The organism is Streptomyces sp. NPDC007346 (assembly GCF_040703535.1).
In the GTDB taxonomy this organism is placed as follows: Bacteria; Actinomycetota; Actinomycetes; order Streptomycetales; family Streptomycetaceae; genus Streptomyces.
Genome location: NZ_JBEYKR010000138.1, coordinates 1 through 18,655, shown reverse-complemented (window position 1 = coordinate 18,655; position 18,655 = coordinate 1). Strand labels below are relative to the sequence as shown.

Genomic DNA, 18,655 nt, shown 5'->3' with positions numbered 1-18,655 from the left:
GCTTCATGATCACCGCCGCGTCGGCATCGGCCAGGCGGCGCTTGAGCTCGTCGGCCGGCAGCACGCCCGACAGCACCGACAGGCTCTGGTTGCGCCGCCCGCGCGGCGGTCCGCCGCCGCAGGGCGCACCCCGCACAGGCGCAGTCGATGGCGGGTTCGTACTCCTCGAAGACCGGCACAGTCATGCGATTCCCCTCCGCAGTCGTCACTCGTCACTCGTCACTCGTCAAGATCTTTGGGCGCGGCTGCGACGGACGCCACTGTCTCAACTCTCCCGACATAAGGCATTTTGACGGATCAATGCGAAAAAACGACCATCTGACGGGGCGTGGCGGCAGGTAAATGGTTCGGAGCACCCCTGGACGTCGGGTAGAGTTCTCCAGGTCAGCAGGCGCCGTTAGCTCAGTTGGTTAGAGCAGCTGACTCTTAATCAGCGGGTCCGGGGTTCGAGTCCCTGACGGCGCACGCATCATCAAGGCCCCCTCACCGAGCGTGAGGGGGCCTTGATCATTTCTTGGCTCGCGAACGGTGACACCCGTACGGTGCGCTCCCGCGGCGACGCCGAAAGCAGGCCGGAAGCACGGGCGGTCACGGCGTGGTGACCGGGAGCCCACCGGCCCTACATCACCACTTCGTCACGCCCCTGCCACAAGCACCACCCAAACCGTACGGATGGCCGCGAAAAGGCCTATTCCATCCTTGCGTGCGCCTCCACTGTCGGACAATCTATCTGGAGCATTCGGCTCCAAGGGGGCGACCGGTCCGTACAGTTGGATCAGCAGAACGTGATGTTCCGTTTGTGTGCCGCTGAGTGGGGGGTCCCGTTCACGGACGGACACCGAGAGGGCATCATGCGAGCGGAATGTGCCTTCCATGTCTGCGCGGCCACCGGCCCGCGCAGAGGGCATGCGCGGTGAGGGACGGGGAACCACCGAGCACCGAGTGACGGACCGATCACGCACCAGCGTGCGTGCGGGGGGATGACCCATGACGTCGACGCCGCCAGGCGACCGGCAGGAGAACGACGCTTCCCGGACCACGCAGCTTCGGATACCCCCGCAGCTACGGACCGGGAGGCCGCGCCGCCATGCCAAGAAAGAGCTGCCGCGCTACGACTACGAGCACTACAGCCGCCTGGCCGGGCCGCTGACGCAGCCCCCCGCGGGCAAGCCGTACCGGGTCCAGTACCGCTCGCTGATATCCCAGGAGCCGCACCGCGTGCGCGCGGCGCTCCTGCTGGGTGCGGCTCCGCTCGTCTCGCTCGGCCTCTTCGCCTGGCTGATGCAGCCCGGCCACTGGACCGAGCGCGACCCGAACCTCGACAACGACCTGCTGCTGGCGCTCGACGTCGTCATGCTGGTCTCCATCGGCCTGATCGAGCTGTTCCGGACGCTGAACGTCCTGTCCAACGCCCATGCCACCCTCGTCGCCCGGGACCCCGTCCCGGTGGTGCCGGAGGCCGGCACCAAGGTCGCCTTCCTCACCTCCTTCGTGCCCGGCAAGGAACCGCTGGAGATGGTGACGAAGACCCTGGAGGCGGCCGTCAAGATCCGCCACCGCGGCCTGATGCACGTCTGGCTGCTGGACGAGGGCGACGACCCCGCGGTCAAGGAGGTCTGCGCCCGGCTCGGTGTGCACCACTTCTCCCGCAAGGGCGTGGCCCACTGGAACCAGGCCAAGGGCCCGCACCGCGCGAAGACCAAGCACGGCAACTACAACGCCTGGCTGGACGCGCACGGCGGCAACTACGACTTCTTCGCCTCGGTCGACACCGACCACATCCCGCTGCCGAACTACCTGGAGCGGATGCTCGGCTACTTCCAGGACCCCGACGTCGGCTTCGTCATCGGCCCGCAGGTCTACGGCAACTACGACACCTTCGTCACCAAGGCCGCCGAGTCCCAGCAGTTCCTCTTCCACGCCCTGATCCAGCGCGCGGGCAACCGCTACGGCGCCCCCATGTTCGTCGGCACGAGCAACGCCGTACGCATCTCGGCGCTGAAGCAGATCGGCGGTCTGTACGACTCGATCACCGAGGACATGGCCACCGGCTTCGAGATCCACCGCCACCGCAACCCGGCCACGGGCAAGAAGTGGCGCTCGGTCTACACCCCGGACGTGCTGGCGGTCGGTGAGGGCCCGACCGCGTGGACGGACTTCTTCACCCAGCAGCTGCGCTGGTCGCGCGGGACGTACGAGACGATCATCGGGCAGTTCTGGAAGGGCTTCGGCACGATGCCCCCCGGCAAGCTCTTCAACTACACGATGATGATCATCTTCTACCCGATGTCGGCCCTGAACTGGATCCTCGCGGCCCTCAGCTGCGCCCTGTTCCTCGGCATGGGCGCCTCCGGTGTCCAGATCGACCCGGTCATCTGGATGATGCTGTACGGGAACGCCTCCGCGCTCCAGATCGGCCTCTACGTCTGGAACCGCCGCCACAACGTCTCGCCGCACGAGCCCGAGGGCTCCGGCGGACTGGCCGGCATGCTGATGTCCGCGCTCTCCGCGCCGATCTACGCGCGCTCGCTGATGGACGCGGTCCTGCGCCGCAAGAGCTCGTTCGTGGTGACCCCCAAGGGGGACTCCTCCAGCCCGGACACCCTCTTCGGCACCTTCCGGATCCACCTGTTCTTCGTCTTCGTCTTCGCCGCGTCGATGGTCTCCGCGTTCTTCTTCGGCAACAGCCACCCCGCCATGCTGACCTGGGCCTCGCTCGCCCTGCTGATCACCGTCGCGCCGGTCATCGGCTGGCGGTACACGATCCGCGCCGAGAAGAAGAAGCGCCGAGGCGGTGGAGCCCATCGCGGCGGCGGCCGGCCTTCCGGCCCGCAGCATCCGGCCCCGCCACGGCCCGACGCGCCCGGCAATGACCAGACCCTGCAGATCGCCCTTGGGGGACGTAAGAAATGAAGTACCGTCCGAGCCGCCGTACCCGCCGCCTGGCGATCAGCGCGGTGGTGGTCCTCGCGCTCGCGGGGGCGAACGGGCCATGGCTGTACCGCTTCAGCACCGAGCGCTACCACGACTACAAGATCAACAAGCCGGAGTACAAGGCGGCCAACGGCCACTGGGACTTCCTGGACGTCCCCTCCGAGTACAAGGTCAACGCGATCCACGCGGCGCTGCTGCACACCGGCAAGGTGCTGCTCGTCGCGGGCTCCGGGAACAACCAGAAGAACTTCGACGCCAAGAGCTTCCGCTCGGTGCTGTGGGACCCGAAGACGAACGCCTTCAAGAACATCCCCACACCCGAGGACATGTTCTGCGCCGGCCACACCCAGCTGCCCGACGGCAAGCTCCTCATAGCCGGCGGCACCAAGCGCTACGAGAAGCTCCAGGGCGACGTCACCAAGGCCGGCGGCCTGATGATCGTCCACAACGAGGACCCGGACAAGCCGATCACCCTGCCCGCGGGCACCCGCTTCACCGGCAAGGAGAACGGCAAGACGTTCATCTCCAAGGACCCGGTGCTGGTGGAGAAGGCCACCAAGGTCTTCGACGAGGAGACCGGCGCCTTCCTCCGCAACGACCCGGGCCTCGGCCGGATCTACGTCGAGGCGCAGAAGACCGGCAAGAAGTACGAGACCGGGACCGAGGACAACTACCGGGTCGCGGGCCTCTCCGGCTCCGACACCCGCAACGTCTACGGGATCGCCCAGAAGCTGGCCCTGGACAAGAAGGACTTCCAGGGCATCCGGGAGGCCTTCGAGTTCGACCCGGTCGCGGAGAAGTACATCACCGTCGACCCGATGAACGAGGCCCGCTGGTACCCGACCCTGACGACGCTGGAGGACGGCAAGGTCCTCGCGCTCTCGGGTCTGGACGAGATCGGGCAGATCGTACCGGGCAAGGACGAGATCTACGACCCGGAGACCAAGGAGTGGGAGTACACCGGCATCGAACGGCGGTTCCCCACCTATCCGGCGGTCTTCCTCCTCAACGACGGCAAGCTGTTCTACTCCGGCTCCAACGCCGGGTACGGTCCGGCGGACGTGGGCCGCGACCCGGGCGTCTGGGACCTGTCCACCAACAAGTTCACGAAGATCCCCGGGCTCAGCGACCCGGACCAGATGGAGACCTCGGCGACCGTACGGCTGCCTCCCGCCCAGGACGAGAGGTTCATGGTGATCGGCGGCGGCGGGGTCGGCGAGTCGGAGAAGTCCAGCGAGAAGTCCCGGCTGGTCGACCTCCGGGAGAAGAACCCGAAGTTCACCGACGGCGCCTCGCTCTCCGAGGGCACCCGCTACCCCAGCGCCTCCCTGCTCCCCGACGACTCGCTGCTCGTCACCGGCGGCTCCAGCGACTACCGCGGGCGCAGCAACTCGGACGTGCTCCAGGCCCGGCTGTACGACGCGAAGACGGACACGTACAAGCGGGTCGCGGACCCGGCGGTGGGCCGCAACTACCACTCGGGGTCCGTACTGCTGCCGGACGGCCGGGTCATGATCTTCGGCTCGGACCCGCTCTTCGGGGACGAGGCCAACACCCGGCCCGGCGTCTTCGACCAGCGCATCGAGATCTACACCCCGCCCTACCTCTACCGGGACTCCCGGCCGGAGCTGACGGCCGGGCCCAAGAGCATCGAGCGCGGCGGGACCGGCATGTTCACCACGCAGCACGCCTCCTCGATCACCTCGGCGAAGCTGATGCGGCCCTCCGCGGTCACCCATGTCACCGACACCGACCAGCGCACCATCGAGCTGGAGCTGGAGAAGTCGGCGGACTCGGTCACCGTGACCGTGCCGAAGAACCGGGCGCTGGTGCCGGCGGGCTGGTACATGCTGTTCGTCACCGACGAGAAGGGCACCCCGTCCGAGGGGATGTGGGTGGAGGTGCCGTAGGCGTACGTACGCACACGTACGGCACCGGCCCGTACGGAGGCCGCGTCCCGGGAGAGCCGCTCTCCCGGAGCGCGGCCTCCGTGCTGCTCGGGCCGTGCTCCCGGGGAGCGGCTACTTCGTGGCGCGGGCCAGGTCCAGTGCGTACTCCGGCCACCAGTCGCCCGCCTTCGGGCCGCCCTTGCAGTCGCCGTCGGACTCGCCGGGGCGCTTGATCCACAGGTAGGCGTCGACCAGCTCGTCGCCGGTCTGCGTGGTCGGGGCCTCGCCCAGCGCGCGGCCGGGCGGGTTGCACCAGGTCTCGGCCGGGTCGCCGCCCTGGTAGGGGCCGTTGCCGTTGCGGCTGGTGTCGATGACGAAGGGCTTGCCGCCGATCTTCGCCGACAGCTTCTTGCCGAACTCCGTACTGACGGCCGTCGTCTGGAAGTTGGAGACGTTGAGCGAGAAGCCGTCCGCCGCCTCGATGCCCGCCCGCCGCAGCGGCTGGAACAGGGTCTCGGGCGACTGCCAGCCCGCGTTGCCCGCGTCCAGGTAGACCGTGGTGGCGGGCTGCTGCTTCAGCCGCTGGATGGCGCCCTTGAGCAGGTCGTAGCGCTCCTCGTGGAACTCCTGGGGCGTGCAGCCGTCGACCAGGTGGAGCAGGGCGTCCGGCTCCAGGATCACGGTCGCCGGGCGGTCCCCGATCCCCTTGGCCACGCTGTCCAGCCAGGCGCGGTAGGCGTCGGCGTCGGCGGCGCCGCCCTTGGAGAACTGGCCGCAGTCGCGGTGGGGGATGTTGTAGAGGACGAGCAGCGCGTCCCGGTCGGCCTTCGCGGCCGCCTCGGTGACGCGCCTCACCTCGCTCTCCGCGTCGTCCGGGCGCACCCACTCGCCGACCGGCTGCTGGGCGATCTTCCGGATCAGCTCGGCGTTCGCCTCGTCGCCGTCCTTCTCGTACGCGGTGACCTGCCGGGCGGCGTTGCCGTCGGGGTTCACCCAGTACGGGTCCTGGGCCTTGGGCTGCTGCTCGACGACCGGGGCGCTCTCCTGGTCGCTCTCCCCGTCGCCGGAGCAGCCGGTCAGCGCGAGGACGGCGCAGAGTGCCGCCGCCGTACCGGTCGCCCTGAAGCCTGCCGTCGTGCGTCTGCGCGCCTGGGACCGGCCGGTGTGACTGCCGTACATCCACTCCCCCTTGGGTGCACTGCTCGTACTGTCTCTCACGGGTGCACCGATGTGCTGCCGGTCCGCTCCATCCTGGCACAGCGGTCCCTCGGCCCCGTGGGGCGCCCGGCCCCGCCCAGCGGCGGTGACGGCGGGCTGGTGCCCCGCCCGTACAACGGTCACACAGAGGCACTGAGTTCCGGACATCCTGTGGAAAACCGGTGCCTGGGCGGAACTCGTCCCCCTACAGTGGCGGCAGAGAGCGTCCCCGTACCGCACGGACCTCCCGTACCGCGCCGGGCAACTCCCGCGGCCCGGCGCACGCGGTCGAGGCCGGCCCGGACGGCGCGCCCCGGGAGGGGCGGCCGACCGGGCCGGGGTGCCCTTCGCGGACCGGACCCCTGCCCACGCGGGCGCCCTGAGGCCCTGCCCGTGCGGGCGTCCTACACGTCCCGGGCGTCCCGCGCTCCGGTGAGGTAGGCGGACACGATCACGTTCGCCGTGTAGGAGCGGGACTTCCGGTCGTACGTCCCGCCGCAGGTGATCAGCCGCAGCTCCGCCCGGCCGTCCACGCGGGGCCCGTACGCCTTCTCGGCGTCGAAGCGCTCCCGGGTGACGACCTGGACGTCGTCCACGGTGAACTCGGCGACACCGCCGTCGGCCCGGGTCACCCGGACCTTCTCGCCCGGCCGGACGGCGCTGAGCCCGTAGAAGACGGCCGGCTTGGTCTCGGTGTCGACATGGCCGACCAGCAGGGCCGCCCCCTCGGCGCCGGGCTCGGTGCCCCTGCCGTACCAGCCGGCGGTCTGCGGCAGGTCGTACGGGGGCGGGTCGATGGCCCCGTCCTGGTCGAGGCCGCGCGGGACGACCGGGGCGTCGATCCCGACCGAGGGGACCTGCACGCTGCGCGGGGCCACGCCGTCGAGCGGTTCGCGCGCCGGGGGCAGCGGGGCCCCCAGGGGGCGGCCGACCGCGGCGACGTCGCCGGTGGTCGGGGCCGACATCCCGCCCGACGCGTCGCGCCCCCAGAGCCAGAGGCCGAGCAGCAGCACGGCCCAGGCCACTCCGGTGAGCAGTCGCCCGGTGCCTGCCGGGCGGTCCGGGGCGGACACGTCACTCCGAGGCCGGGTCGCGGCGGCGGCGCGTGGAGCGCAGGGCGACGGCCACGGAGGCGACGGCGGCGAGCACCAGACCGATCACCGCGTGCCGGGTGCCGGGGCCCTCGGACTCCGCCTCCCGCTCGGCGAGGGTGGCGGTGCCTCCGCCGCCCGCCTTGACGGGGGCCACGGGCGAGGGCCGGGTGTGGTGGATGACGGTGAGGGTGCCGGTCGCCCTGCCCTTGCCGTCCTTGCACGTCACCCGGACGTCGTAGGTGCGGGGTGCGGCGTCGGAGCGGATGGCGGCCTCGGCGAAGAGGCCCTTGTCGTCGGCGGGCGCGAAGTGGGCCTCCGAGACGAAGGCGTCGGAGTCGCCCCTGGCCTGGCGGCCCTTGCCGCAGACGTCGGTCCACAGCTCCACCTGCCCGCCCGGGGCGATGGTGGACGGGGTGACCGAGACGGTGCCGCGGGCGTCGTCGCCGGCCCGGACGGCCGGGGATGCCTGAGCGGCGGACACGGGCAGGGCTATGAGCGTGGCCGCCGCCGCGGCACAGAACGTGATGGGCATGGAACGCATCGTGAACCTCCTACGGGAAGGTTCACGCCTGCGGTGGCGGCCCGCATCCGCAGTCCCCCATTCGAGCGACGCTCGGGCGACTGCGGACGCGGCCCCTTCGGGTCAGCGGCTGTCGGCCTGGTCCGGCAGGTCGATGAGGTCGACCAGGTCCGCGATGGACTCGACGACGGTGGACGGCCGGAACGGGTAGCGGTCGATGTCCGCGACCGTCGTCAGGCCGGTGAGGACGAGGAACGTCTGCATCCCCGCCTCCAGACCCGCCAGGACGTCGGTGTCCATCCGGTCGCCGATCATGGCGCTGGTCTCGGAGTGGGCGCCGATGGCGTTCAGCCCGGTCCGCATCATCAGCGGGTTGGGCTTGCCCGCGAAGTACGGCTCCTTGCCGGTGGCCTTGGTGATCAGGGCGGCGACCGAGCCGGTGGCGGGCAGCGGGCCCTCGGCGGACGGCCCGGTCTCGTCCGGGTTGGTGCAGATGAACCGGGCGCCGGCGTTGATCAGCCGGATCGCCTTGGTGAGCGCCTCGAAGCTGTACGTACGGGTCTCGCCGAGCACCACGTAGTCCGGGGCGTGGTCGGTCAGCACGTACCCGATGTCGTGCAGCGCGGTGGTGAGCCCGGCCTCGCCGATGACGTACGCGGTGCCGCCGGGGCGCTGGTCGTCCAGGAACTGGGCGGTGGCCAGGGCGGAGGTCCAGATGTTCTGCACGGGCACGTCCAGCCCCATGCGGCTGAGGCGGGCGTGCAGGTCGCGCGCGGTGTAGATGGAGTTGTTGGTGAGGACGAGGAAGGGGAGCCCGGAATCCCGCAGCCGCTTGATGAAGGCGTCGGCGCCGGGGATCGGGGTGCCCTCGTGGATGAGGACGCCGTCCATGTCGGTGAGCCAGGAAGTGATCGGCTTGCGGTCGGCCATGTGTCGGGACTCCTGCCGTACGTACTGCACGCTGGGGGTGCCCGGACCACGCCGTCCCGGCACCCCCAGCATAATTAGCCTGCGGTGATCTTGACCCCGCCGATCACCCGGTACCAGTTGTTGCCGTCCGGTGCGGTGGAACCGGAAGCTCACGTTGCTGGCCCCGGCCGGGACGCCGACCAGGTGCGGCCGGACGCAGAGGGGGGCGGTGGCTCCGGGGGCGGTGGCTCCGGGGGCGGCGGTGAGGTCGAGCCGGTCAGGACGGTGTTCTCCCCGTACGCGACGCTCACCCCGTCGAACCGGATGCCGCTGGGCGCGGCGGGGGCCCCGGCGCTCATGCCTCGGCCCGCGCGATGAGGTCCGGCAGCTCGGCGACGGACCCGAGGACGTGGGTCGCGCCGTGCCGGTCCAGCCGGTCGCGGTCGTGGGCGCCGGTGAGGACACCCGCGACGAGCCCGGCGCCGGAGCGTACGCCGCTGAGCATGTCGTACGAGGTGTCCCCGGCCACCACGATCCGGCGCACGTCGTCCACCGCACCCGTGCGCAGGAAGGCCGCCAGGACCATGTCCGGGCAGGGGCGCCCCCGGCCGCCCGCGTCGGCGGGGCACAGCGTGAGGGGGACCAGGTCCTGCCAGCCGAGGGCCGCGAGGATGGCGTCCTGGGTGGTGCGGGCGAACCCGGTGGTCAGGACGACGGTCCGGCCCTCGGCGGTGAGGCGCTCGACGGCTTCCCGCGCACCGGGGACCGGTGCGACGCGGCCCCCGTCGACGAGGGCCCCGTACGCCTCCTCGAAGGCGGTGTTGGCGTACCGGGCCTTCTCCTCGTCCCCGAAGAGGTGCCGGAAGACGGAGATCTTCGACTCGCCCATGGTGGCGCGTACGTAGGCGAGTTGGTCGGCGTGCTCCTCCGATCCGGGCCGTACGCCCAGTCGTTCGGCGGCGGCGGAGAAGGCCTGCTCGACGAGGCCGCCGTCGGCGACGGTGGTCCCGGCCATGTCGAGGACGACGAGGCCGAAGGGGTTGTTGTCCGCTGTCCGCATGGCTGCATCCACTCTCTTCACCAGCCCAGTTCGTCGGCGGTCGTCTCGGCGATGGCGGGCGAGCACGTCATGCCCCGGCCGCCGGGCCCGGTCACCAGCCAGACCCCGTCGCGCACCTGCCTGCGGTGGACGACGCGTGCGGTGTCGGTGCACTGGGCGTAGACGCCCGCCCAGCGGCGCCTGACGCGGGGCAGCGGGCGGCCGAGGAAGGCCTCGACGACCCGGGTGAGGTGCTCGTACGGCTCCTCGACGGTGTCGAAGGCGAAGGGGTGCTCGTACTCGTGGGTGTCCCCGATGGTCAGCCCGCCGTCACCACGCTGCACCATGAGCAGCTGCATGCGGTGCTCGGCGGCGACCGGGCCCTGTGGCCGGCGGGCGTTGAGGGCGTCGAGCGCCGCACCACGGTACGCGGGGTAGTAGCGGAAGCTGTCGGCGTCGGCGACCGAGGTGGTCAGGGGTTCGCCCAGCGGGTCGGTCTGCATCATCTGGAGCCGGACCCGGCGCACGGGCAGGTCGGGCCCGGCCAGCTCGCGGACGAGCCCGCCGAGCCAGGCGCCGGTCGCGAGGATCACGGCGTCACCGGTGTGGACGTCACCGTGGTCGTCGCGCACGGAGGCGGCGCCGACGACGTCGCGGACCTCACGGCCACCGAGGTAGGTGTACCGACCGGAGCCCAGCAGCTCCCTCTTCAGGGCGAGTTGGGCGGTACGCGGCTCGACCGCCGCATCCCGCTCGCACCACAGGGCGGCGGTGAACTCCCCGCGCAGGGCGGGGTTGAGGGCGCGGGCCTCCTCGGCGGTGAGCAGCCGGTAGCCGCGCGCGGCGGCGTCGGGCCGGGCGACGGCGGCCTCGGCGACGGCGATCTCGTCCCCGGTCCGCAGCGGGGTGAGCGAACCGCAGGTCCGGAAGCCCAGCCCCGGCACCCGCTGCCCCATGCCCTCCCACAACTCCCGTGCCCGCAGGGCGGTTTCCAGCTCCTCGCCACCGGCCCGGCCGCTGACCCAGATCTGTCCGAAATTGCGGAGCGATGCCCCGCGCGCCTCGCTCTCGCGCTCGATCTGTACGACCTCGTGGCCGCGGGCGACTGCGTGCCAGGCGTGCATGGTTCCCACCACGCCGGCTCCTACGACGATGACTCTCACGGCGGCCACGCTCCTCGGGGCGGGTGTCCCGGACGCGTCCGGTCGGCCACGGGGCGGTGAACGGCCCCCCAAGCTTGGCCTAGACCCGTTATGTTTTAGTTACCGAAGAGGTCGGCCGTGACCTTCGATTCCGTCACTCCCGGGCGCCGCCGCCCCCAGATGCGTGGCGAACTATCGGGCTCCGTGACCCAGTTGCGTGGTGAACTACCGGACACTGCCACCCAGATGCGCAGTGAACTACCGGGCTCCGCCACCCAGTTGCGTGGTGAACTACCGGGCTCCGCCACCCAGATGCGTGGTGAAGGAGAACCGGTCCCCCCGGAACAGCGTCCGCACCCGCTCCAGTGGCCGCCCCTCCGTGTCCCGGGAGAGCCGGTGGAGCAGGAGCATCGGCAGGGCCGGCTGGGCCCCGATGAGCAGGGCCTCGCGGGGGGTGGCGAGCACGGTCTCGATCCGCTCGTCGGCGTCCCCGAACGCGATGCCGAGCCGGTCGCGGAGGTAGGCGTAAAAGGAGGAGTCGGGGTCGAACTCCACGTCCAGCCGCGGGAGTCGGGCGACGCCGACGTACGTGCTCTCCAGGCCGACCCGCTCGTCGTCGGCGAGCAGCACGCGCTCCAGGTGCCAGACGGGGTCGCCCCGGCCCACCCCGATCTCCGCGGCGAGCGCATCGGGGCAGGGGAAGCGTTCCAGCCCGATGAGGTGCCGGCCAGGACGCCTGCCCTGGCGCCGGACCCCTTCGGTGTAGCTGGCGAGCGAGAGCGGCTGCTCCAGTTTGGGCCCGGCGACGACGGTCCCGCGCCCCTGCCTCCGCAGCCGCCCCTCCAGCAGGAGTTCACGCAGCGCCTGCCGGACGGTCTCGCGCGACACCTCGTGGCGCAGGGCGAGGTCCCGTTCGGTGGGCAGGAGTCCTCCTTCGCCCAACTCGTCGAGGAGCAGCGAGATCTGAGCCTTGACGGCGTAGTACCTGGGGATGCGGCCGTGCTCCGGGATGCCGGATCGGATCGGTGCGCCAGGTACCTGGTCGTTCGGGTAGTCCACCGCCCGATGGTGGCAGACCCAGGTGAACGGTGCTGGTGAGCAGGGTGGCCGGGCTCGGGTCGGCGGGCGCGGTCAGCCCGCTGTCCGGCGCATCCGGTGCCCCTTCGCCACGAGGGCCGCGCCGCAGAGGACGAGCGCTCCGGCGGCGGCCGCGGCCCAGGGCAGGAGCTCGGGTCCGGTGCGGGCGAGTTCGGGGAGCGGGCGCCCGGTGACGTAGTGCGGCGGACGCGCGGGCCGCTCCTCGCCGCCGCCGTCCACCCGGGGAGGCACCGAACTGTCCGGCTGGCCGGAGGGGTTGGGGGAGCTGGGAGAGCTGGGAGAGCTGCGGGAGCTGGCGTCCGGGGCGGGCTCCTTGCCGGGCGCCGTGGAGGTGTGGGCGGGCGTGGGGGCGCCGGGGGACGCGTCCGTACGAGGGTGGGGCTCCGCAGACACGTCCGTACGAGGACTGGCCTCCCCGGACACCTCCGCATGGGGGCGAGGCTCCCCGGAGACGTCCGTACGGGGCCGGGCCTCCCCGGACACCTCCGCACGGGGACTGGGCCCCCCGGACACATCCGTACGGGGCCGGGGTTCCGCAGGAACGTCCGTACGGCTGTCGCTGTCCTCCTGGGTGCGCTCCGGCCGGGGGGCCTCGCCCGTGGCACCGTCGACGATCACGAACCGGTACGCCCCCGACTCCCCCACCCAGTCGCCGTCCTCGCGGCCGCCGCCCTTGGCCTTGTCCTGGTGGCGGCGCTGGACGACGGCGGCGTGGGCGGTGACCCGGCCGGGGAGGGTGTCGGAGGTGAAGGCCATCCGGACCCGGACGCCGATGGTGCCCCCGGCGGGAACGGTGAACCCGAGGAAGCCGTCATCGGAGCCGTCGGAGCCCTCCGCGCGGGCGGGGCCGGGGGCGCCGCCGTCGAAGACGCCGATCTGCTCGTCGCGGTCGGTGGTCTCCCAGGTCACCCGGTGTTCGGTTCCGGGGCGGCCGGGCTCGGAGAACTTCAGCTGGATCTGGTCGGCGGTCAGCTTGCGGTCCTCGTCGTTGAGCACGAGCACCGGGTGCAGGGCGCGGCAGGGGGTGTCGGTGGTGTTGGTGAGGTCGAGGAACCAGGTGCCGTAGCCGCCGCCGGAGGCGTACGTCTTCGGGGCGTCCTGGATACGGGCCTCGACGGGGAACTCCTTGGCGTCCGGATCCCCGCAGACGGGCTGCTCGTCGGCGGCCTGGGCCGCTGAGGCGGCGGGGGCGGCCGGGGCCGGGCGGGCGGCGGCCTGCGGGCCGCCCAGGAGCGCGGCGGGGACCGCGATCCCGGCGGCCAGCCCGAGGGCGGCGAGCGCACGGGCGTCACGCAGCCGCGCGCAGGAGTTGGGGGACATGGAGGGGACACCCTTCGCTGCTCGCGAACGACCGGGGCGGGGGCCGCCGGTTGTGGCCTCCGACGCAAGCACGCGCGCGCGGAGTCCGGGAGTCGACATGCCGACACCGCCCATACGATCACCCGATCACCCGCTCAGCAGGTCAGCAGGTCAGCAGGTCGGACCTCGGCGGCGGCGGGCGGCCTCGCGTTCCGCTGCGGCGGCGGCCTCAGGACCAGCTTCGGTGTCGCCCTCAGGCCCGGCCTCCGGGTGGTCGATGAGGTTCGCGCCGGAGACCAGGGCGCGGGCGGTGTCGGCGAAGTACCGCTCGTCGGCGCCCGGCGCGAGGCCGAGCAGGACGCCCTGGCTCAGGCCGATGAGCACGGCCCGCAGCGCGGTGGTCAGGCGTTGCGCCTGCCGCGGGGTCACGCGGGCGCCCTCGTGCGGCCGGCCGGTGAACAGGGCGGTCAGCCGGCTCTCCTCCGCCCGGACCGACTCGGCGAGCCGGGGGCCCACCTCGGGGTCGTGCAGGGCCATGTCCAACAGGGTGAACTGCAACGACTGGTCGGCCGGCGCGTCGGCGGCGTCGCAGCTCCGCCGGTAGTACCGGGCGAAGGCGTCGACCGCCCCCAGGAGGTCCGCGTCGGCCGGGACCGCCTGCTCGATCTCCTCGTAGTGCGGCTGGAGGTAGTCGGTGACCAGGGCCCCCAGCAGGCCGCTCTTGCTGCCGAACAGCGAGTAGACGGCCCCGGTGGTCAGCCCGGCCCGCTCGGCGATCTCGTCGAGCCGGGCGCGGTGCCCGTCCCGGGAGACGGCGTGGAACGCGGCGTCCAGGAGGGCGCGGCGGTTGCGTTCCTTGGTTTCAGCTCTCGTCATTCTCATAATTTGATTATCCTAGTAATCAGATTACGGAAGTGTGTGCGGTTGGGCAGCAGGTCGGCCTGGCTTCGGCTTCGAGGAGGAACACTCATGACAGGCATGCTCGCGGGTGCCATCGGCGACGGCGCGTTCAAGGTGGCGCTCGGCGCCGCCTTCGCCTTCGGCGGTGACCGGCTCAGCGACGTGTTCGGGGTGCCCGCCTGGCTGATGGTCGCCTCGGGCGTGGCCCTGCTGATCGGCGGCGGGATCGAGGTCGCCTACGTCCGCCGCCGCCCGATGCCCACCTGCCTGCGGCTGATGATCGCCTACGACGGCGGCTGGGTGGTGGTGAGCGCCGTCGCCCTGGTGGCGGCCTGGCAGGGCAGCACGGCCGGGGGCGAGATATGGGTCGCGTATCTGACGGTGGCGCCCCTCGCGCTCGCCGCCCTGCTGGTACGCGCGCCCGCCGCCACCCCCGTACGACCGTCGGCCGCGGACACCCCCGCAGGGGACCACGCAGCCTGATCCGGACCGGCCGCCCCAACCACCCCGGCTACCCCCGCTCCCCCACCCGCCCGAACACGGGCGCGAGCACCAGTTGGGCCGCCCCCTCCGCGACGGGCCGGTCCCCGCCCTCCGCGACGGTGACGGCCACCGTGCCTCCACCGCCGCCCCGGGCGGCCCGCTCCTCGATCACGGCCCGGACGCCCCGTACGTACGCGTCCTCGTCGGCCGCCACCGTCCGGCCGCCCAGCACCACCCGGTCGATGTCGAGGAGCCCGACCAGGTTCGCCGCGCCCGCGCCCAGGACCCGGGCCGCCTCCGCGCGGTCGCCGCGCGCCTCGGCGGCCAGGCAGAGGGCCTCGACGCAGCCGCGCCCGCCGCACTCGCACGGGGGCCCGTCCAGCTGGAGGGTCTGGTGGCCGAACTCCCCCGCCCCCGTCCGCGCGCCCCGGTGCACCTCGCCGCCCAGGACGAGCCCGGCGCCGAGCCCCGTACCGAGGTGGAGGTAGGCGAAGTCGCCCCCGCCCGCCGGGCCCAGAGCCAGGGCCAGGGCGGCGGCGTTGGTGTCCTTGTCGACGGTGACCGGCAGCCCGGTCCGTTCGGCGAGCGCGTCGCGCAGCGGGTAGCCGTCCCACTGCGGGAAGCCGGTGACCCGGTGCAGCACGCCCTCCCGGTGGTCGAGCGGGCCGGGGACGGCGACCCCCAGCCCCAGCACCGGCTTGTGCGGCTCGGCCGCGCTCAGGTCCCGTACGGCGTCCGCCGCGCCGGCGAGCACCTGCTCCGCCGGGGCGCCGAAGTCGAGCGGGGCGGTGGTGACCGCGACCGAGCGGCCGCTGAGGTCGGCCAGGACGGCGGTGAGCCCGTCGCGGTCCAGGTGGAGGCCGACGGCGAACTGGGCGTCGGGGACCAGCCGGAGCACCGTACGCGGCTTGCCGCCGGTGGAGGGGCGCAGGCCCGCGCCGACGGCCAGGCCCTCCGCCCGCAGCCGGGCGGTGATCTTGCTGACGGCCTGCGGGGTGAGGCCGGTGCGCTCGGCGAGCTCCAGCCGGCTGATGCCCTCCGCCCCGGCCGCCCGCAGCAGGCCCAGGACCAGTGCCGCGTTGTGGTGGCGCAGGGCCGGCAGGTTCACCCCGGCCTGGGTCCTCGTCCGGCTCCCGTTCACGGTTCGCTCCTCTTCACCACCCCATTGTGCCGGTCGCTTGCACTTTGGCAACAGCGTTGCTTAAGTGGAACGCATGACTGCCAACGCCCCCCTCCGCGTCGCCCTCGTCGGCTACGGCCTGGCCGGCTCCGTCTTCCACGCCCCGTTGATCGCCGCGACCGAGGGGCTGGTCCTCGACACGGTCGTCACGTCGAACGAGGAACGCCGGGCCGAGGCCCGCGCCGCGTGTCCGGGAGTCGCCCTCGCCGCCTCGCCGGACGAGCTGTGGGGGCGGGCGGACGAGCTGGACCTGGTCGTGATCGCCTCCCCGAACAAGACGCACGTCTCCCTCGCGACGGCCGCCCTCGAGGCCGGTCTGCCCGTGGTCGTGGACAAGCCGATCGCCGGGACCGCGGCGCAGGCGCGCGAGCTGGCGGCCCTCGCCGAGGAGCGCGGGCTGCTGCTCTCGGTCTTCCAGAACCGCCGGTGGGACAACGACTTCCGCACGCTCCGGGCCCTGATCGCCGACGGTGAGCTGGGCGAGGTGCAGCGCTTCGAGTCCCGGTTCGAGCGCTGGCGCCCGCAGCCGAAGGGCGGCTGGCGCGAGTCGGGCGACCCGGAGGAGATCGGCGGCCTGCTGTACGACCTGGGCAGCCACGTCGTCGACCAGGCGCTGGTGCTGTTCGGGGCGGCGGTGCGGGTGTACGCCGAGTCCGACGTACGGCGTCCGGGCGCGGCGGCCGACGACGACACGTTCATCGCGATCACGCACGCGAACGGCGTCCGCTCGCACCTGTACGTGAGCGCCACCACGGCCCAGCTCGGCCCGCGCTTCCGGGTGCTCGGCTCGGTGGCGGGCTATGTGAAGTACGGCCTCGACCCCCAGGAGGCGGCCCTGCGCGAGGGCCGGCGCCCGGCGGCCGGTGAGCCGTGGGGCGAGGAGGTCGAGGAGGTGTGGGGCCGGCTGGGTTCCGGCGAGTCCCCGCTGACCGGCGGCGGCACCCCCGTCCGTACGCTCCCCGGCGACTACCCCGCGTACTACGCCGCCGTCACCGCCGCCGTGCGCGGTACCGGCGAGAACCCGGTCACCGCGCTCCAGGCGGCGGCGACCCTGGACGTCCTGGAAGCCGCGCGCCGCTCGGCCCGCGAGGGCATCACCGTCACCCTGTCCGACGAGGAGCAGCACACCTCATGAGCACCACCTCCCCCACGATCTCCGAGCTGATCGCCCAGGAGCGCCGGCTCACCCTCCCCCACTTCGGCTACGACGACGCGTTCGCGCTCGGCAGCCTGCTGGTCGCACTCGCCCGGGAGCGGCACGCGCCGGTCGCGATCGACATCCGGCGCGGGGCACAGCAGTTGTTCCACGCGGCGCTGCCGGGTTCGAGTGCGGACAACGACGCGTGGATCGACCGCAAGCGTGCGGTGGTCGAGCGGTACGGCGAGAGCTCGTACCTGGTCGGCACCCGGTTCCGCTCGAAGGGGACGACGTTCGAGGAGTCGTCCCGCCTGGACCCGGACGCGTACGCCGCGCACGGCGGTTCGTTCCCGATCGCGGTGGAGGGGGCGGGCGTGATCGGCACGGTCACCGTCTCCGGGCTGCCGCAGGCGGAGGACCACGCCATGGTGGTCGAGGCGCTGGAGCAGTTCACGGCGACGCCGGGGGCGTGAGGGGCGGGCGGTACGGGGCCGGGGGCGCCGTCACCGGAGGAGTGACGGCGCCCCTCCCTCGTCAGGCCGACGGCTCACGGGCTTCAGGCGTCCTCGGGCCCACGGCTCAGGCGCGGCTCCCTTCAGCTCACGGCTCCCGCGCCCCCAGGCCGACGGCTCACGCGTCCTTCAGCTCCTGCCGCTGCCGGCCGAGCCCCTCCACCTCCAGCTCCACCACGTCCCCCGCCTTCAGGTACGGCTTGGGCTCGGGCTGCCCCATCGCGACCCCGGCGGGCGTACCGGTGTTGATCACGTCCCCCGGGTAGAGCGTCATGAAGTGGCTGAGATAGCGGACGACTTCACCCACCGGGAAGATCTGGTCGGCGGTGGAGCCGTTCTGCTTCAGCTCGCCGTTGACCCACAGGCGCAGCGGCAGGGCCTGCGGGTCGGGCACCTCGTCGGCGGTCACGAGCCAGGGGCCCAGCGGGTTGAACGTCTCGCAGTTCTTGCCCTTGTCCCAGGTGCCGCCGCGCTCGATCTGGAACTCGCGCTCCGAGACGTCGTGCGCGGTGGCGTACCCGGCGACATGGGCGAGCCCCTCCTCGGCGGAGGCCAGGTAGCGGGCGGTGCGCCCGATGACCACGGCGAGCTCCACCTCCCAGTCCGTCTTACGGCTGCCGCGCGGCACGAGCACCGTGTCCTCGGGCCCGACGACGGTGTCGGGGGCCTTGAAGAACAGGATCGGCTCCACCGGGACGGCCGCCCCGGTCTCGGTGGCGTGGTCGTGGTAGTTCAGCCCGATGCACACGATCTTGCCGATGCGCCCCAGCGGCGGCCCGACGCGCAGTCCCGCCGGGTCGAGGGCGGGCAGCACACCGGGGGTGTCGGCGGCCGTCCGTACCCGGGCGAGGGCGGAGGCGTCGGCGAGCAGCTCGCCGTCGATGTCGGGGATGATCCCCGACAGATCACGCAGAGTCCCGTCGCGGTCGAGAAGCGCGGGGCGCTCCGCGCCCGCCGTACCGACTCGAAGCAGCTTCAACGGTCCAACTCCTCTTGTTCGAGGTGGGGCCCTTCGGCGGGTTGCGGCCGGCGACGGGCTCGGCCGATCCTCCAAGAGTTGCGATCACTCCGCAAGGCCTCGTTCACGCAGTGGACCGGCGCGGTGACGGCGGGCGGTGGTCGGGGGCGGTGGCCTCGTAGGGTGCCTCGGCGCGGTGACGACGGGCGGTGGCCCGGCGCGGGGAACCGTCATGATGCCCGGCGCGGGGAACCGTCACGATGCCCGGCGCGGGGAACCGTCACGATGCCCGGCGCGGGGAACCGTCACGATGCCCGGCGCGGGAAGCCGTCACGATGCCCGGCACGGCGTGCAGTCACGAGG

At 72.5% G+C, this 18,655-nt stretch carries 16 protein-coding genes, 1 tRNA gene and 1 pseudogene; 6 read left to right on the top strand and 12 right to left on the bottom strand.

Annotated elements, in window-relative coordinates; translation table 11 throughout:
* A pseudogene (locus AB0917_RS27555) lies at window positions 1-185 on the bottom strand (hypothetical protein); the annotation flags it as partial.
* Between the two features lie 206 nt (window positions 186-391).
* Here AB0917_RS27555 and AB0917_RS27550 point away from each other — a divergent pair.
* The 3 genes from AB0917_RS27550 (at window position 392) to AB0917_RS27540 (ending at window position 4,844) form a co-directional block, all read left to right on the top strand.
* A tRNA-Lys gene (locus tag AB0917_RS27550) sits at window positions 392-465 on the top strand.
* A 522-nt stretch (window positions 466-987) separates the two neighbouring features.
* Complete coding sequence (locus AB0917_RS27545; protein ID WP_366822379.1) at window positions 988-2,913, top strand: cellulose synthase catalytic subunit; 1,926 nt, start codon at window positions 988-990, stop codon at window positions 2,911-2,913.
* Complete coding sequence (locus AB0917_RS27540) at window positions 2,910-4,844, top strand: kelch motif-containing protein (RefSeq protein WP_366822378.1); 1,935 nt, start codon at window positions 2,910-2,912, stop codon at window positions 4,842-4,844. The genes AB0917_RS27545 and AB0917_RS27540 overlap by 4 nt, the downstream gene beginning before the upstream one ends.
* Window positions 4,845-4,955: 111 nt before the next feature.
* Here the strand turns inward: AB0917_RS27540 and AB0917_RS27535 are convergent, their stop codons facing one another.
* The 9 genes from AB0917_RS27535 to AB0917_RS27495 form a co-directional block, all read right to left on the bottom strand.
* On the bottom strand, window positions 4,956-6,002 hold the full coding sequence (locus tag AB0917_RS27535; RefSeq protein WP_366822377.1) for a glycoside hydrolase family 6 protein: 1,047 nt from the start codon (window positions 6,000-6,002) through the stop codon (window positions 4,956-4,958).
* A 422-nt stretch (window positions 6,003-6,424) separates the two neighbouring features.
* On the bottom strand, window positions 6,425-7,093 hold the full coding sequence (locus tag AB0917_RS27530; protein WP_366822376.1) for a class F sortase: 669 nt from the start codon (window positions 7,091-7,093) through the stop codon (window positions 6,425-6,427).
* 1 nt (window position 7,094) lies between these two features.
* Window positions 7,095-7,655 (bottom strand): hypothetical protein, encoded by a 561-nt coding sequence (locus AB0917_RS27525; RefSeq protein ID WP_366822375.1) that lies wholly within the window; start codon window positions 7,653-7,655, stop codon window positions 7,095-7,097.
* 102 nt (window positions 7,656-7,757) lie between these two features.
* On the bottom strand, window positions 7,758-8,564 hold the full coding sequence (locus AB0917_RS27520; protein ID WP_366822374.1) for an HAD-IIA family hydrolase: 807 nt from the start codon (window positions 8,562-8,564) through the stop codon (window positions 7,758-7,760).
* Window positions 8,565-8,898: 334 nt separating this feature from the next.
* Entirely contained in the window at window positions 8,899-9,603 is a 705-nt protein-coding gene (locus AB0917_RS27515; RefSeq protein ID WP_366822373.1) for a phosphonatase-like hydrolase, read from the bottom strand.
* A gap of 17 nt (window positions 9,604-9,620) precedes the next feature.
* The gene (locus tag AB0917_RS27510; RefSeq protein ID WP_366822372.1) at window positions 9,621-10,745 is read right to left on the bottom strand and encodes a TIGR03364 family FAD-dependent oxidoreductase; all 1,125 of its coding nucleotides are present in this window, start codon (window positions 10,743-10,745) and stop codon (window positions 9,621-9,623) included.
* 270 nt (window positions 10,746-11,015) lie between these two features.
* Entirely contained in the window at window positions 11,016-11,783 is a 768-nt protein-coding gene (locus tag AB0917_RS27505; protein ID WP_366822371.1) for a GntR family transcriptional regulator, read from the bottom strand.
* A gap of 72 nt (window positions 11,784-11,855) precedes the next feature.
* Entirely contained in the window at window positions 11,856-13,142 is a 1,287-nt protein-coding gene (locus AB0917_RS27500) for a peptidase (protein ID WP_366822370.1), read from the bottom strand.
* Between the two features lie 150 nt (window positions 13,143-13,292).
* On the bottom strand, window positions 13,293-13,997 hold the full coding sequence (locus AB0917_RS27495) for a TetR/AcrR family transcriptional regulator (protein ID WP_366822369.1): 705 nt from the start codon (window positions 13,995-13,997) through the stop codon (window positions 13,293-13,295).
* Window positions 13,998-14,090: 93 nt separating this feature from the next.
* On the opposite strand from AB0917_RS27495, the gene AB0917_RS27490 reads away from it, so the two are divergent.
* Complete coding sequence (locus AB0917_RS27490) at window positions 14,091-14,504, top strand: hypothetical protein (protein WP_366822368.1); 414 nt, start codon at window positions 14,091-14,093, stop codon at window positions 14,502-14,504.
* A gap of 28 nt (window positions 14,505-14,532) precedes the next feature.
* Here the strand turns inward: AB0917_RS27490 and AB0917_RS27485 are convergent, their stop codons facing one another.
* Window positions 14,533-15,645 (bottom strand): ROK family transcriptional regulator, encoded by a 1,113-nt coding sequence (locus tag AB0917_RS27485; protein WP_366822367.1) that lies wholly within the window; start codon window positions 15,643-15,645, stop codon window positions 14,533-14,535.
* A 73-nt stretch (window positions 15,646-15,718) separates the two neighbouring features.
* Here AB0917_RS27485 and AB0917_RS27480 point away from each other — a divergent pair, with 73 nt between their 5' ends.
* Window positions 15,719-16,819 (top strand): Gfo/Idh/MocA family oxidoreductase, encoded by a 1,101-nt coding sequence (locus tag AB0917_RS27480; RefSeq protein WP_366822366.1) that lies wholly within the window; start codon window positions 15,719-15,721, stop codon window positions 16,817-16,819.
* Window positions 16,816-17,295: a heme-degrading domain-containing protein gene (locus AB0917_RS27475; protein ID WP_366822365.1), complete on the top strand. Its 480-nt coding sequence runs from the start codon at window positions 16,816-16,818 to the stop codon at window positions 17,293-17,295. Before AB0917_RS27480 ends, AB0917_RS27475 begins: the two co-directional genes overlap by 4 nt.
* Window positions 17,296-17,452: 157 nt before the next feature.
* Here the strand turns inward: AB0917_RS27475 and AB0917_RS27470 are convergent, their stop codons facing one another.
* Window positions 17,453-18,313 carry a fumarylacetoacetate hydrolase family protein gene (locus AB0917_RS27470; protein WP_366822364.1) on the bottom strand — a complete coding sequence of 287 codons (861 nt, stop codon included), beginning with the start codon at window positions 18,311-18,313 and terminating at the stop codon, window positions 17,453-17,455.
* Between the last annotated feature and the right edge of the window lie 342 nt (window positions 18,314-18,655).

Coding starts and splice junctions, on each gene's coding strand:
- AB0917_RS27545 (WP_366822379.1), top strand. CDS start 988: ATGACGTCGACGCCGCCAGGCGACCGGCAGGAGAACGACGCTTCCCGG.
- AB0917_RS27540 (WP_366822378.1), top strand. CDS start 2,910: ATGAAGTACCGTCCGAGCCGCCGTACCCGCCGCCTGGCGATCAGCGCG.
- AB0917_RS27535 (WP_366822377.1), bottom strand. CDS start 6,002: ATGTACGGCAGTCACACCGGCCGGTCCCAGGCGCGCAGACGCACGACG.
- AB0917_RS27525 (WP_366822375.1), bottom strand. CDS start 7,655: ATGCGTTCCATGCCCATCACGTTCTGTGCCGCGGCGGCGGCCACGCTC.
- AB0917_RS27520 (WP_366822374.1), bottom strand. CDS start 8,564: ATGGCCGACCGCAAGCCGATCACTTCCTGGCTCACCGACATGGACGGC.
- AB0917_RS27515 (WP_366822373.1), bottom strand. CDS start 9,603: ATGCGGACAGCGGACAACAACCCCTTCGGCCTCGTCGTCCTCGACATG.
- AB0917_RS27500 (WP_366822370.1), bottom strand. CDS start 13,142: ATGTCCCCCAACTCCTGCGCGCGGCTGCGTGACGCCCGTGCGCTCGCC.
- AB0917_RS27495 (WP_366822369.1), bottom strand. CDS start 13,997: ATGACGAGAGCTGAAACCAAGGAACGCAACCGCCGCGCCCTCCTGGAC.
- AB0917_RS27490 (WP_366822368.1), top strand. CDS start 14,091: ATGACAGGCATGCTCGCGGGTGCCATCGGCGACGGCGCGTTCAAGGTG.
- AB0917_RS27480 (WP_366822366.1), top strand. CDS start 15,719: ATGACTGCCAACGCCCCCCTCCGCGTCGCCCTCGTCGGCTACGGCCTG.
- AB0917_RS27475 (WP_366822365.1), top strand. CDS start 16,816: ATGAGCACCACCTCCCCCACGATCTCCGAGCTGATCGCCCAGGAGCGC.